Here is a 15,420-nt window from a genome sequence, read left to right as displayed (position 1 = left end):
TGTATATACTTGCAAAATATATATATCTATATTATATCTCTTATATTATATATTATATCTTTATTTCTGCACCAAGTACTTTTAGAAGTTTAGCAAGCCAATCCGGGTGTGCCGGCCAGGCCGGTGCAGTAACCAGATTACCCTCCACGTGGGCTTTATCCATGTCTAAATTTATGTACTTGCCACCTGCAGCTTCTATATCCGGGGCTACAGCCGGATATCCTGCACATTCTCTGCCCTTTAAAACACCCGCTGCAGTAAGAACCTGAGGTCCATGGCATATAGCGGCAATTGGTTTATTCTCGTTGTCAAAATGCTTTACCATTTCCAATACTTTTTTATTCAGTCTTATGTACTCCGGAGCACGTCCGCCGGGTATAACAAGGGCGTCATAATCTCCAGCTTCAACCTCATCAAAGGTGGCATTTAAAGCAAAATTGTGTCCCCTTTTCTCACTGTAAGTCTGATCCCCTTCAAAATCATGAATCGAAGTACGAACCACCTCCCCCCGGTATAACACGGCTTGACGCAATAAAGGCTATTTTAATGCCATTTTCTTCAATAAAAACAGGTCTGGCTGCTTCATCCATATTCATGCCCGCCCCGGCATATTTAATACCATAATCTCTTAAATTTTGAAAGGTATCCAAAAGAGCTTCCACTCCAAAATCCAGGGTGTGATTGTTGGCAAGGCTTACTATATCCATTTTGGAAAATTTTAAAACATCAAGGGTTTGGGGCTTTGCCCTAAAGGTAAACTGTTTGTCCGGCGCTTTGGTACCTATTTCACTAATGGCACATTCTAAATTTACCATTGAGATATCTGACTCTTCAAAGATGTGTTTCACATCTGAAATGATAAATTCCGTTCCCTTTTGCTCTATAAGTGACTCCACCCCGCTTGCAAGGAGAACATCACCGGCAAAAGATATTTTTACACTTAATTGGGTATCCTCTTCAGTTTCAGTATTCTCTCCGGTTTCTGAATTCTCTTTAGGCTCAGTATTTTCATTTGAATTTATATCTTTTCCGCTATCTTCAAATTCCTTGTCCTGGTCATCATTTGAAGTTTTATTATTTGAGGTTTTGTCTTTCAAGTTGTTTTTGTCAAGTTCTTCAGAGCTTTTAGGCTCTCCGGGTGCAAAACTTATCCTCCTGTCACTTAAAATAAAAATACTGCTGACGGATAAAACTAAACCCAGTAATACAATGGCAAAAATTTTGGTAAAAACTTTACGCATATTTCCCTCTCTTTTATTTATTTTTTTCACCTTACCCATTAATTTTTTGCTTTACTTATAAAAAAATACAAACCGGGCAAAGAAAATTAATTCCTTGCCCAAATTTTGAATTTATCCTGCTGTTTTGGATTCTTTTTTTGTTTCCTTCTCCCGGATTGCTACTCACCTATTATTTTGACAAGTACACGTTTTTGACGTTTGCCATCAAACTCTCCATAAAATATCTGTTCCCACGGACCAAAGTCCAGCTTTCCGTTGGTAATTGCCGCCACCACTTCTCTTCCCATAATCTGACGTTTAAGGTGAGCATCTGCATTATCCTCATACCCGTTGTGCTTATATTGACTATACGGCTTTTCCGGCGCTAAGCCTTCCAACCATTTCTCAAAATCCTGATGCAGCCCCGGTTCATCATCATTTACAAATACACTGGCTGTAATATGCATTGCATTAACTAAAACTAATCCTTCTTTTACACCGCTTTCGTCAATGCAATCCTGAACCTGTTGTGTAATATTGATATATGCCCTTCTTGCAGGTACGTTGAAAACCAATTCTTTACGGTATGATTTCATTTTTTATTCCCTCCCACAATACTGAAACTACCTTATTTAGATTGTTAATCCAACTATCATTTTATACTTTAAAAAGTATAATTTGCTGCTTTTACTGTTTTAAGCACAATTTTTATTTTTAATTATATATTAATTCTTTTTGTTTATCAAATTAAGTAATTTCAGTATCTATATCTTTGTATTCAAAAATACAGAGGGAATATTAAATCTTTTACTTTTTTTGCCTAATCCAATTCTATAACTAAATCCGTTCCCATATGAATGGCTTTAATATCATCCGGATTAATAGGTTCATTTAATATAATCTTTACAACCCCGCTTTTACCCCTTTGAGTGCCGCATCCTTGCATAGCACCTTTATATGCAGACTCATATATATCCGGATATCCGACTATACTCCCATCCTTCATTTCAAGCCAGACGTGGAAAGTGTGGGTTGTTAAATAGCCTCGATGTGCAGTGAAGGTAAACTGAAAGCTGAGGGCATCAATGGTTACATTATTAATCTCAACTTCGTCATAAATGTACTCGTCACCGGATGTGTAATCAAACACCATGTTTCGCAGCATTTTTGTTTTTTTATTTACATCCAAATTAATTACCTTTAATTCTTGTTCCGGTACGGTGAATTTTGCTTTCCAGACACCTTCTTTTATAATTTTACCATCCTTACTAATTGAGTTAATTGAAAGCACCACAACAGAACCCGGATAATCGCAAATATTAAGAGTCTCACAGTAAGCAATACTCATACGGTTGTCAAAATCATTTCCGTCATAAATATCCAGAACAGACGCACCTCCATCAAATAAAACAAATCCATTTATTCCATGCCCTGCCATTTCATTTAACTTTATCCGGTCTTTACTTTCAATATTAAAGTCAAAAAAGTGGTTTGAATAACGGTTAGGGTTATGTAAATTCACCTCATTACCAAGTGAAGTAACATATATTGAACCTTCATGTATATCCGTAGTATCAAATATCGTCCCGTCAAGTGCAACAAAGTCAAAAAGCACATACAAACTGTTTTTTGTTGCCACCACACCTTTCACTTCTATTTCCAAATCTTCAAAAGTATTAACCATTACATCTACCTCTGGATATGAATATATATCTGCCACATTATCCACACTGTCACCAAATATTTTTCTGAAAACCTCCAGGTACTCCCAATCTTTTGCGGCACTGACTCCTAGTGTAAACATCAATACAGCCGCCATTGTAGCCACAGCAATAAGCAACCCTTTTTTATTTGAGACTTTTATGCTGTCCCTTTCATCAAGGCTTTCAAGATTCTCACATGTTTTTAGTATACGCATTTTAAGTTCATCACTCATAACTGTCTCATTATATTCTTCTTTCACATATCTGTCCTTCATAATCTCCACTCCTTTCAATTTTTTCTTTTAACAATTTACGTGCCCTGTGAAGGCTTACGGACACATTGCTTTTAGATAGTCCTGTTATTTTTGCAATATCCTTTGTTTTATAACCCTCATAATAGTACAAATATACTATTTTACGGTATCCGGCAGGCAACTCTCTAATTAAATCAAGTACATCACCCCTGCCTTTATCTATGTAAGAAAGTTCCGCCACTTCTTCAAGGGAAACGTCACGGCGTTTTGAAGCAGACTTTAAAAAATCCTTGCAAAGATTTGTTGTAACACGTATAAGCCAGGCTTTTTTGTGCTCATAACTCTTAAACTCTTTACTGCTTAGAAATAGTTTTAAAAAAACTTCCTGAGTTATATTCTCTGCGTCAGCTTTATTTTTCAGATAATTCATTGATATACTCATTACCATGTTGCCAAACTCTTGTAAGTCTTCATTAATTTTTTGAGTTTTAATAATGATCACCTTCTTTCTGAAGCGCGCTTCAACAATAATACGATATACATTTAAAATTTCTTACATTTTATCATAAAAATATTTAATTATTTTTATAAGCCAAACTTTTTAACCCTGTTTTTTATCTAATAAATGAAATAAAATAACCGGTTATTTTATAATTGACTTAAGAACTTTTATTTACTTTTTTAATTCTTCTTTTAATATACTCAGCTATTTCATTGCTGTAGAAAAAACTTATAAGAAAAGTTTTCCCTATAAAACCAATCTCTTCGATGGCTCTGGCAGCACCAAAAAAGCCCATTCCAGGAACCAATATAGCACGTATATTACTGTTTTCTCTAAGTATATCTTTTGTTACATTATATGAGACTTCAATATCATCTGCACACTGAACCTGTGCTGCAACTTTTATATTCTTATGTTTTTTAAGCTCCGGTAAAATAGTATGCCTTCCAAAGCTATTTCCTTCACCTGTAAAAACCGCCACCTCTCCTTTTCCTCCCAGGTACTTTGCCAATATACGAACAGCAACAATCCCCGTTGAGTCAAAATTTGCACCGAAATAGGCAACACGTTTGGTTTTCATAGGCAAATCTTCTGCAATCAACATTACCGGAATATTCTTACTGTCAGCAACCTCAATTAAATCAGCAAGATCCGGGTCAAACCCTGGTACAATAATTCCGTCTACATCATTTTCTATAGCGTCTTTTACTGTTTGTTTAATTTGATCGCCTACATTGTCTTCAAAACCATAATAATCTATTACTACATTTTTTTCAGATAACTCCCTTTTTGCATATAAGACGCCTTTACGAATAATATGCCAAAAATCATTATCTAGGGGACTCACAAAAACAATGCGTAATTGTTTTTTGCTATCTTCTTTAACAGGAAGTACAGATATATTAAATATTCCGGCTAATCTTTCCAATTTATTAAGCATTATTTTTAAATTCAAAGTACTTTCGTTAATATTCTGAAGTTCGTCTAATTCTGTTTGAGTAACCGCTGAAACCTCAATTGTTTCCTTTGATATATCTTCTGAAATATTATAGAGTTCCTCACTTTCCTTATATATTTCTTGAATATTTGAATTAATTAAGTACACCTCATTACGAACATTTTTTATGTCTGATTCAAGTATATTAGCATTATCATTAATAATCTCAAAAGAACGCTTAACAGATTTAAAAATATCTTTACTAATATCATAGCTTTCAACACAACTGTCAATACCGGCATTTACATGTCTACTTCTGGTTTGGATACTTTTTATTATGCTGCTTATTTTACCAATACTTTCTTTAGTTGCTGTTGACAATAAATTTATTTCATGGGCAACAACGGCAAAACCTTTTCCTGCCTCACCTGCCCTTGCAGCCTCAACGGAGGCATTAAGTCCCAAAAGCTTTAACTGTTCACTGGTTTTTTTGATAAACCTTCCTATTTCATCTATCTTGTTTATATCATCATTGAGTTTTTTAATATATTCAGAAGTATTATTCAAATTATCTGAAATAACATTAACTTGGTTATAGTACTCATCTAAATTTCTTACTCCCGTTGAAGTTGCTTGTACAGACTCTTCAACAAATTTCTCAATCTGTTCCACACTCTGTGTAATAATTTCTATCCTGGTTTTCACTTCATTTATTTTAGACATGGCATTGCCCATAAGGCCGGCTTGTTCTTTTGCTTTTTCAGCCACATCTTCCATACTGGCCGCAATTTCCTCATTGCCTAAGTAACTGCTGTTCATGCTTTTAGATACATTTTCAATGGCATCTGAAATAGATATTATATTGACTTTTGTCAAGGCAATAAATCTTAACATGCTGGATTTCATATCATTGAAAACATCTGTCAGTATACCTAGTCCAAAGGTTTCCTGCTCTAGCATATCGTCTATCCTAAGATTCCCTTTGGCAATTTGTTTAGCGTGACTGTTAATCATATCAATAGATTTAACTTAAATCATAGAATTTTACTTAACAAAACATATTCACACTGGTCTTCTATTGCCCCTTGTGCATAATGTTCCACAGCCCTGCCCTTTTTAATAAGTGCCCCTATTGAAGTTGCCTGCCTCTCTATGAGATTTTTCATAATAACATATGTCATAGCCTTTCCAAGCCCCGGGTGGCTGCTGTCCACTCCCATATACAACATTACATAATCAGTACTTTTTTTCTTTATTTTCAGAATCTCAAAAAGAGTAAGTAAATTAATCCTTTTATAAAGCTTATTGTGATAATTTGGCATTCCAATAAAAAAACCAACTGCCTCATTCTGGTAATATGCTATTTTTACCATGGACATGTCTAAAATCATTTTTAAAGGTAAATAGATTTTTTTAAAATCTTCCTCGCTTATATACTTAAATACAGGAAAATTACTATATAGTTTCATTATAAGTCTGTATACTTCACTTATAGTTTTATCCCATGTTTTTTTATTCAGTGATACTATTTTGTAGCCCTTTTTTAAAAATTTCTCATATCTTTCTTTTATCTTTCCCTCTTCAAGATTTTTTGCTGTAAGTTTTGAGTAAATATTAGAAATGTATCTTTCTTGTATATCGTAGCCATTATTTAGAAATAAATTAAGATAATATTCCTTATTGTAAGGCTCTGAAAAATATGGACGCCGGTGAAAAAGATTTGTTTTCATTCTGTATTTTATCCAAAAACTTGCATCCATAGGTCCAATCATTTTAGTCTTCCCTTTTTCCCTTGCTAGTTTTTCCGCTTCTAAAAACATTAAAAGTGCACACTTCTCATCATTAATACATTCAAAAAAACCCACATAGGCATTTGTATCATCAGGATATATGGTAACAGCAAGCCTTCCTACTATCTTCTCCTTGTCATAAGCACAAAGCTTGTATAATTTAAAATATTTATTTAAAACATGTTTTCCAGTTAAAAGTTTCCGTTCTTCACTTTCATTTTGCATAATATCTTTTTTTCCATACAGCATTTTAGGCAATGCAAGAAAATCTTCTATATATTTCTTTTCACCGTCAAACCATATCACTTCCATTCTTTAAGCCCTACTTTCTATTCTAATCTCACCGGTACTTCCGTTCATATAAATTATATCGCCGTTTTTTAACTTTTCAGTAACCCCTTTTATACCTACTATTGAGGGAATTTTTAGTTCTCTTGAAATGATTGCCGTGTGTGAAAGAAGTGAGCCTTTCTCCGCTATTATTCCCTTTGAAAGAGTAAGGATAAAAACCCATCCGGGATCAGTCATTTTGGTAACAAGAATTTTATCTCTTACATCCAAATCCTTACCTATATCCTCAATAACAATTACCTCACCTGTTACTTCTCCATTTGAACAAGGAGTTCCTGTTAATATTTTTTCATTATATGAATTATTTTTTTCACTGTTTGCCGTTTTCACCGTTTTATCAAATTCATTCCCTGCAAAAACCAACCTGGAGTAAGGGGGTAATTGCTCAAAACCTTTATATTTTCTCTTTCTCTCCCTCACTAAAGAAGAAAAGTCATAGGTGCCACCATTTATATGTGCAAATATCTCTTCCACTCGCAGGTAGAATATATCATTCCTTTCTTTTAGCAGCCCCTCTTTTACCAGATTGTTTCCTATTGAAAAAAATATACTTCGTACCATTCCATAAATCCTGCTTCTGTTAAGCCTTGATATTTCCCTGTTTTTAATGCCCAGCATTGCTTTTTTTGCAAGTATGTGTATAATTTTTTTGTCTCTTTTCCCAATACCTTCTGTATTTATCCCTGTTTTTATATCATCCTTATTAAGCAAATTATACAGATTGTTAAGTTTTTCTATATCTTTCCCGTACTCAATGATTTTGTCTGCCAAAAGTTTTGGACTTGACCTGAAAGTTTTTGTCTCAAGCTTTAACTCCTCTGTGGTTCTGTCCCCGTATAATTTGATAAAATCATTAAATCTATTGGTAAAATCACCTTTATTTTGTAAAATTAATTCTTTTATTTTCTCATCACTATTAATGGATTCAAGTTTTTTAATCCAGCCTTCATCCACTGCCGTTTTAGCTAAAGATACCATCTCTCTTACAGGCTTCATACTTTCTATATTGGCTATTCCGGATATGTAATTATTGGTCTCCTCCTCATAGTTTGGCTTTCCAAGCTTTTTTAATTTCCTCTTTAAAAGCCCTGTAAACACAAAGCTGTAAATATCATTTAATAGTGTTATATCCCAATTTTTCAGTACCGCATCACCGATTTTGTTGTATAACTTCATTAATTCTTTATTGCTTAATTTTTTATTGAAACTGTCTGAAAACAGTTTTTCAACATCATTAAAATTTGCATTAAGCTTTTCCATTCCCTTTTGGACACGGAAAGCTTCATATATTACGTTAAAGTATACCCTTATCCTCTGAATAATTGAAATATCGTTTTTTTGTACATCATGTTCCTTAATGGATACCCCCATCATTTCCTGCCATATGGGAATAATTTTTTTACTTAGGGGAAGAAATTTTAAAACTGTATACCAATTGCTTATTTTATAATATACTCTTCCATTTGCGCCAGCCACCATTTGCCTGAAAACAGGATCGTACTTTTCAACCAGCTTTTTGTTTTTAAGGCACCTATATGCAACACCTTTAAATACACTATAGTAGGCATGCTCTATAAAGGACTGTGTCAGAGGAAGGGTTATTCCAGGATAACTTTCTACAATATTGCTGTTATCTAAAATTGTCTCTTTGGTATTTTTTATAGTTGTTATAGGGCGGATTTGAAGTATGTATATTTTCTCATCTTCAATTGTAAATTCTATATCCAGGTATTCCCCAAACAGATCTCTTAACTCTTCACCGTATGAAATTAGCTTTTCAACCTGTTTTTTATCTATTACAGGTGAGTATTCCATCTTTTCGTAATAGTACAGCTTATCTGTATTATTATAATAGTATGATGTTACAGGTACCTTTTCCTCAACAACCCCGTCCCCTCTCCCATAACCAATTATAATAACAGATTCGTTTAAAATTCCCTGAGGATTGGCTGTAAACATTACCCCGGACATGTCACCCTTTATCATTTCCTGTACAATGACACTCATAGATAGCTTTTCTGTTATCTTCTTGTGTTTTAAATATGATTCCACCCTTTCGTTACTTAAAGACTCTGTGCATTTTTTTATTTTTTCAACCACTTTATCAACAGGTACATCCAAATAAGTGTCAAACTGTCCTGCAAAGGAATTTTCCTCCCCATCCTCTCCTATTGCTGCAGAACGTACAGAAAACAGCCGGGATTTGGGGAAATTTTCTTCTAAATATTTGTTAACAATATGCTCCATGTCCTTACTTTTTAATCCATTAGCGTCAATTGCAAAAAGTCTTGGTACAGGCAAACCTTTTTCCATGGCTTTAAAAAGGTTATATGCTTTTTGGCCTATTACAGCGTTTTTAAAATTATGTGTATTAATAATTTTCATTAAATATACCCCACCAACAAATATATTGCTACAACTAAAACCATGGTGGTTTCAAGTACATATGTATACCTTTCAACCTTATTCACTATTTTATATTGCGTAGGATCTTTCATATAGGAAATAAATTTCCATGTAATCCATGCCGCATTAAGAGCCAGTACCAAAACTGCAATTCTGTTTAACCTGTATACAAGCAGAAAGTTTGTCACAACATCAATTAATGTCAAAATAAGCACAAACCTGGTTACTTTTTTATATCCAAACAATTTAGAATAAGTGGTATATTCCGTTTCATCCTTAGGTGCACGTATTTTACGGGATATTTCCCATATAAGGGCAGGAAAGTATAGAGTTAGTGCAACCAAAAAACTTGTCAGGGTAAAAGGATATAAATCATACTTTATACATGTGTATGATATTATGTATATGTTCATAATCATCTGTACCGGATTATGTGTTACCAATGCCAATGGAAGGCTTTTTTGTATTTTGTGTTTTTTAAAAAACCAGACGGACATCAATCCCCCATATATGTACAGAATGATAAAAAAAGGTATATTGTTCATAAAAGCAAAATTTAAAATACATGTTATAAAAATTAAAATTGTAACAAATATTTTTAAGTCCTTTTTTTTCACACGTCCCGAAGGCAGTGCCCTTTTAGGAAACAAAACAAGATCTGTTTCGTAGTCTTTTAAATCATCGGCAATACGCAGGGTAAAGAGAAAACTAAATATAGTAAAACTCCCTACCACTTCTCCAATACCTATTGAAAAAGTTTTTACGCCATAGTTTAAAAGTAAAATAAAATGTATTTCTAAAAATATTATGATTCCTAGAAGAAGTCTAGGAACTATTGGGTACATTTCTTTAAAATAAATATTTAACCTCTTTAACATATTTCTTACCTATCCTTTCGCCATACTTAACTTTAGTTTCAAGTCCTCTGTAGGAGTTTGAAACAATATCCTCATCAATTTTTACAGTGTTCTCCTGAAAAAACAATATTATTGTAGAGCCCCCCAGCTCAAACCACCCTTTCTCTTCCCCTTTTTTAAATTCCAGCTTTTCCATGTTGACAATTTTCCCAACCAACAGCGCCCCCACTTCCATCTGAACTGCTTTACCAAAATTCTCAGTAAGAAGAACAGAATATTCCCGGAAGTTTTCACAATAAACTTTATGCCTTTTTTCCGAAATAGCCCTTACGGTATGAAGCTTCCCATCTATATGTTTTCTTCTCATCAGCCTGCCGTTGTCAAAATAACAATAGCGGTGGCAGTCATCAACGGTAAGGCGGAACACCAGGCAAGTTCCGTTTTTAAATTCAGCTGCCAGTTCTCTGTCCCCTAATAGTTCTTCAACGGTGTATATGCTGTTTTTTATTTTTATACTTAAGTTTTCTTCTATCTTATAGTACCTTAGCTTAGAATCCGCAACGGAAATAAGTATGCTGTTATCCTTTGGAACAGGTCTTTTTTCAGGAATTATCTTTCTTGTAAAAAACTCATTAAAAGAGCGGTATTCTTTTTTTTCGTACTCTTCCATATCTATGCCGTATTTTTCTATAAAGGGCTTAATTTTAGCAATTGATTTTCTTTTGCTGTTTTTCTTTCCGCTATACCGGGAATACCACTTTCCTGAAATAAATTTTAAAATAATACGGCCGGGCAGGGTTTCATATAAAAACTTTAACTGTTTTTCTTTAAACTGTTTTTCTTCATAGACATTTTTGGTTTCCCGGTTATATACGTATACACTCATATTTCTTTTCACCTATCCTGCAAATATAATCTATCCTGAAAATATAATAAAACAACTAACTGCAACTGCAATTAAAGCAAAAACCACATAAGCCGCCCCTTTAGGCTTCGGCACTTTTATCTTAAGTACAAACAGCAGTGCCACAACAAGCATCAGCAGACTGTATACTACATTAAAAGATTCTTCACTTATATAAAAATTTAAAAACCAAAAAATTGTGAAAATTAGAGCTGAAAAAGTTACCGGAAGTCCTGTATAATACTTAAGAGGAGTTTCTGTACCGGATTTTTTTGCATTAACGTTAAAGTAGGCTAATCTGGTAACGGCAGCCAAGGCATAAACTACATAAATTATTATGTTGTACAGGCTTGTAAGTCCCATACCACAGAATATAGCTATAGGTAGTGCCACAAAATTCATAATATCCGCTAAAGAATCTATTTCAATCCCAAAAAGTTTTTCTTCTTCAGTACGTTTGCACTTTCTTGCAACGGCTCCGTCAAAAAGATCGCAAACACCGCAAATTATAAGACATAATAATGTGTACCTGATATTTTTCACAAAAGAAAAATAAATACCCAAAACCGCCGCTGCTATTCCTATATAGGTGAGTATTACTGACTTATTGTATTTTCCTATAAACATAATTATCCCCCTTCCTTTATAATCTCCCCGGTAGCACCGTCTATGGTTATTTTACTTCCGTCTTTAATGAGTTTAGTGGCATCTTTGGTACACACCACACATGGAATTCCGTACTCCCTAGAAACAACAGCTGTATGACACAGCACTCCCCCATATTCAGTGACAATCCCCTTTAAGGCAGCAAACTTAGCCGTCCACCCTGTATCGGTAAACCTTGTCACCAGTATATCTCCTTCTTGAATGCGGTGTATTTCTTCAATATTTTTAATTACCCTTGCAGTTCCTGTAGCCCTTCCGTCATTACATCCTATTCCTTTAATTATGTGAAGCTTTTTGGTTTTTTTGTTTAAATTATATTTTGTCTTTTCCCTGTCGTGTGTGATGAATATAATTTTTTTACTGTTAAGCTTAGTGGTACCGCCAATTTCATTTTCGCTTAAAAAATTGCGGAAAGACTGATAGTATTTTTTGTTTCTTGAGATTATGCCTTGAAGCTCCTCTTTTGTAATTTTATTATCTATAAAATTAAATACATCCTCCATCTTTGTATACCAAATGTCCTCCGGGGTGTTTATAACCCCTTCTTCAACATAGACCTTTGCAAGCCTCATTGTATAAAGGCGTATTATATAGTAAAACCTTGTGGAAATATCCCTGAATTCCTCACGCCACCAAAGCATATTCCGCATTTTTTTTATGGCTTTTTCATATTTTAAATACTTCCTTTTTCCCAGCTTCTCTTTTAGCTTTTGCATCTGGTTTTTAAAGGCTTCTTCTTGCTTCCTTCTTTTATATTCCGGGTTTAATCTGTCATCCATATTAATGATTTTCTTAAGGGTTTTAATAACACTTTCTATGTCTTCAGAATAGCATGGGTATGTTATGTCAAGTTCTTTATCTGAATGGTAGCCGTACTTTTTAATAAAGTCATCCAGCAAGGGAATACAATTTTCCCTGCTGTTTTTGTAATATTCTTCTCTAATTTCATCCACAGAAGAGTTGCACCAAAAATCAAAGGAATTTTTGTTTTCAATTATATTTCTTGATATCTGCCACATTTCATAAAAAGGAAGCATATGAGATATGTTGTCAAGCCCTCCGATAAGGTTAAAGTACTCACTTTCACTTACAAATTTTCTTAAACGCTTTTTAAAAATTGGCTGGTTTATAGTGTTAATAAAAATTTGCCAAAAATAAGTACCCTGACTTAAAAGGTAATCATCTTTAACCAGCCGGTACCATATTTTTTCTAAATTATGTGTATTTTCTTCATCTATATTCTCTTCATTTTCAAAAATTTTAAGATAACTAAAATATTTATCCAAAAGCTCCCTTTTTAGCTTCCCTACATTTTTCATTTGGTTTTTAGCTATTTTTTTCTGTGCCATGGCCATTCTCAATATTCCAATTAAAGTTTTCGGTGTTATTTGGGTAACATGCCCGTCACCTTCATAACAAGGTTCAACGCCTAAATCATTATCAAATTCCCTTTCTTTATATCCAGGTACCTTCGCCATAGCTGTCTTAACCAAACTTAAATTCCAGTACGGCCTCCCAAAAAACATATTGCCGGCTTTACGCCATTCACTTTTTTTTAGGATTTTCCCATCCAGCACAAACTTCTTTAAGGTGTATTCCCATATATATTCATAAAGGCTCCACATAAAAGGGGTGCAAACTCCTGCAGATACCCCGTCCTTAAAATTTGCTGTTGTCCACTGCTCTTCTATTCCCCCATAAGATATTTTGGTTATGGGACGTGCCTGGAGAAAATATATATCTTCACCTTTTACGGCAAACTCTATATCACATGGATATCCGTATAATATTTGTATATCAAGTACCTTTTGGGAAAGCTTTAAAAATACTTCCTGGTTTAAAAGTTTATTATTTTTGTTATAAAACTCCTCCTTGTAAAACCAACTGTATATATAGCGTTCAGGGTTAACTTTTCCCCCCACAACTTTTTCTCCTGCCCCCTCTGCCGCTTCTATAACAATTTCCTTATCGCTGCCGCTTAAAGGGTTAACTGAAAATGCCACCCCGCTTACATCAGCTTCAACCATTTCCTGTACAATAACAGCCATTTTCATATTCTTTAAATCCATCCCGTTGTCTAACATATAGGACAGGACTCTTTCCTCATACATTGATTTATAGCATCCTATAACGGCTCTGCAAATTTCATCAATTCCTTTTACATTTAAAAAAGTGCTGTACTGTCCTGCAAAAGCAAAGTCAGCAAGATCCTCTTTAAACCCGCTGCTTCTTACTGCATATTTTTTGTTTTTAATAAGTTTTGATATTTCAGATACAATGTTTTGGGGAATTTTTACTTCATCAAACAATTTTAATATACTAAAGCTAATTTCTTTGGCATTTTCTTTACTGATATCAAAACACAACTTATTAATCTGAAGATCAAGCCGGTTTTCCTTTATTATTTCATCATAAACATCAATGTCAAGCACAAAGCCATCCGGCACACAAAACCCGTTATTTTTAAGATGCATAAGGGATTTTGCTTTATTTCCCACCTTATCTAAGTTGACGTAATTGTCTAGACCAACAAACATACCCTTCCCCCTAAAACATATTGTCTCTAAGTTTTAGTGAGTACAGCAAAATATTTATAACAATATGCGTCACTGCCCCCATTAAAACATAGAAAAAATAAAACCATAACGGCATTTTGTAAACCATATTTACTACCAGCACACATCCTAGTATAGAATCAATCTGGTCGATAAACATAAATATTACTTTTTTAAAACCTTCGGCAGTCTTTCCCGGAGTAATACCCACTCTTCTTTTTATAAAACTATTTGGAAGTTCAAAGACAGCATATACAAATCCCAATGAAAGTCCCATTATTCCGTTATACCCAATGGTATTTTCCCTTGTGGCGTACATAAAATTGTTAACCTCAAAAAACTCATTGGTACCACAAATCAGCCCCCAGATTATAGTCAGAAAAGTACCCCCCAGCATCATCCCAAAAAAACCTTTCCAGGTCTTATTGTCACCAAACAGTCTTTTGCCGTCCCATATACACATTCCGCCGTCAATGGGCTTTTTCATAAAGTTAAATATAGGTGCTTTGCACCAAATCATATTAAATATCCCAGCCAATATAACCGGGAACAAAGTTATGTACATTTGTGCAATCTTTATAAGCAGTTTTTCTCCCTCTTTTCAATTAAGCTTATTTCTCTTTTTTTCATTATACTACCATATCATTTAACTTCCTAGATGCCAAAAGTCATTTCTTTTCGTGACTTTGGTCACGTTTTTTCGTGACCTTCCGTGACTTTTTAAAAAAAACATGACTAAAGTCATAATGACTTTAGTCATGTTTTTTAAAAAAGCATTATCTCAAGTATTATCTACGGATCATTAACAGCTCGGACGTTTTTGGCAATAGTATATAGATACAAAGAATTGTGTGAAAATTCAGGGCTATAATCTATTTTTAGCAACCTGTCATGTTCTTCTCTTGTCTTGGTAACCTTTTCTATCCTTGAACCATCGGTTATTAAAATATTGTATTTATCCCTTTCAATAAGCTTAAGTTTTTCTATCATTTCTTCTGTATTTGAATTTTGTACTGCCCTTTGTGCTCCTCCCTGGGATAATTCTCTTATTGCAGTTTCAACTGTTATACAGCACCAGTCATTCTTAGTAAGATTCATCTCCGTTTCAATCTTTCCAATAAATTCAACATCTATTTCATAATATGAAGTTGTATATATATACCAAGCTAAAAAACTTACCACTGCTAACGCAAATACAACAAATATAACTGCTATGCTCATTTTTGATTTAGCCTTTCCCTTATTCATCGTAATTCCCGATCTCCCTCCATGTTA

Annotated in this window: 13 protein-coding genes and 1 pseudogene; all 14 read right to left on the bottom strand. The window is 34.0% G+C overall.

Annotated features, from left to right (window positions below):
* Nucleotides 1–52: 52 nt before the first annotated feature.
* A pseudogene (locus HVS_RS00400) lies at nt 53–508 on the bottom strand (DJ-1/PfpI family protein); the annotation flags it as partial.
* The gene (locus HVS_RS00395) at nt 480–1,241 is read right to left on the bottom strand and encodes a CapA family protein (RefSeq protein WP_159063325.1); all 762 of its coding nucleotides are present in this window, start codon (nt 1,239–1,241) and stop codon (nt 480–482) included. The gene HVS_RS00395 and the pseudogene HVS_RS00400, both read right to left, overlap by 29 nt.
* Nucleotides 1,242–1,399: 158 nt before the next feature.
* The gene (locus tag HVS_RS00390; RefSeq protein WP_101298510.1) at nt 1,400–1,816 is read right to left on the bottom strand and encodes a secondary thiamine-phosphate synthase enzyme YjbQ; all 417 of its coding nucleotides are present in this window, start codon (nt 1,814–1,816) and stop codon (nt 1,400–1,402) included.
* 224 nt (nt 1,817–2,040) lie between these two features.
* The gene (locus HVS_RS00385) at nt 2,041–3,198 is read right to left on the bottom strand and encodes a hypothetical protein (protein ID WP_101298509.1); all 1,158 of its coding nucleotides are present in this window, start codon (nt 3,196–3,198) and stop codon (nt 2,041–2,043) included.
* Nucleotides 3,167–3,679 (bottom strand): RNA polymerase sigma factor, encoded by a 513-nt coding sequence (locus tag HVS_RS00380; protein ID WP_207654789.1) that lies wholly within the window; start codon nt 3,677–3,679, stop codon nt 3,167–3,169. The genes HVS_RS00385 and HVS_RS00380 overlap by 32 nt, the downstream gene beginning before the upstream one ends.
* A gap of 157 nt (nt 3,680–3,836) precedes the next feature.
* Nucleotides 3,837–5,630 carry a substrate-binding domain-containing protein gene (locus tag HVS_RS00375; RefSeq protein WP_101298507.1) on the bottom strand — a complete coding sequence of 598 codons (1,794 nt, stop codon included), beginning with the start codon at nt 5,628–5,630 and terminating at the stop codon, nt 3,837–3,839.
* A 20-nt stretch (nt 5,631–5,650) separates the two neighbouring features.
* A complete protein-coding gene (locus HVS_RS00370) occupies nt 5,651–6,718 on the bottom strand; it encodes a hypothetical protein (protein ID WP_101298506.1) in 1,068 nt (355 codons plus the stop codon).
* A gap of 3 nt (nt 6,719–6,721) precedes the next feature.
* Nucleotides 6,722–9,142, bottom strand: a complete 2,421-nt coding sequence (locus HVS_RS00365; protein WP_101298505.1) for a phosphoenolpyruvate synthase — start codon at nt 9,140–9,142, stop codon at nt 6,722–6,724.
* Complete coding sequence (locus HVS_RS00360; protein ID WP_101298504.1) at nt 9,142–10,041, bottom strand: UbiA family prenyltransferase; 900 nt, start codon at nt 10,039–10,041, stop codon at nt 9,142–9,144. The genes HVS_RS00365 and HVS_RS00360 overlap by 1 nt, the downstream gene beginning before the upstream one ends.
* On the bottom strand, nt 10,013–10,906 hold the full coding sequence (locus tag HVS_RS00355) for a phosphatidylserine decarboxylase (RefSeq protein WP_101298503.1): 894 nt from the start codon (nt 10,904–10,906) through the stop codon (nt 10,013–10,015). Before HVS_RS00355 ends, HVS_RS00360 begins: the two co-directional genes overlap by 29 nt.
* Nucleotides 10,907–10,936: 30 nt before the next feature.
* Nucleotides 10,937–11,551, bottom strand: coding sequence for a CDP-alcohol phosphatidyltransferase family protein (locus HVS_RS00350; RefSeq protein ID WP_101298502.1), 615 nt, complete (start codon nt 11,549–11,551; stop codon nt 10,937–10,939).
* A gap of 2 nt (nt 11,552–11,553) precedes the next feature.
* Nucleotides 11,554–14,127: a PEP/pyruvate-binding domain-containing protein gene (locus HVS_RS00345; RefSeq protein WP_101298501.1), complete on the bottom strand. Its 2,574-nt coding sequence runs from the start codon at nt 14,125–14,127 to the stop codon at nt 11,554–11,556.
* 10 nt (nt 14,128–14,137) lie between these two features.
* Nucleotides 14,138–14,632: a CDP-archaeol synthase gene (locus tag HVS_RS00340; RefSeq protein ID WP_242971618.1), complete on the bottom strand. Its 495-nt coding sequence runs from the start codon at nt 14,630–14,632 to the stop codon at nt 14,138–14,140.
* Between the two features lie 305 nt (nt 14,633–14,937).
* Nucleotides 14,938–15,393, bottom strand: coding sequence for a hypothetical protein (locus HVS_RS00335; protein ID WP_101298499.1), 456 nt, complete (start codon nt 15,391–15,393; stop codon nt 14,938–14,940).
* Nucleotides 15,394–15,420 lie beyond the last annotated feature (27 nt).

Source organism: Acetivibrio saccincola, from assembly GCF_002844395.1.
Classification (GTDB): Bacteria; Bacillota; Clostridia; order Acetivibrionales; family Acetivibrionaceae; genus Herbivorax; species Herbivorax saccincola.
This window is presented reverse-complemented; position numbering and strand designations above follow the sequence as displayed.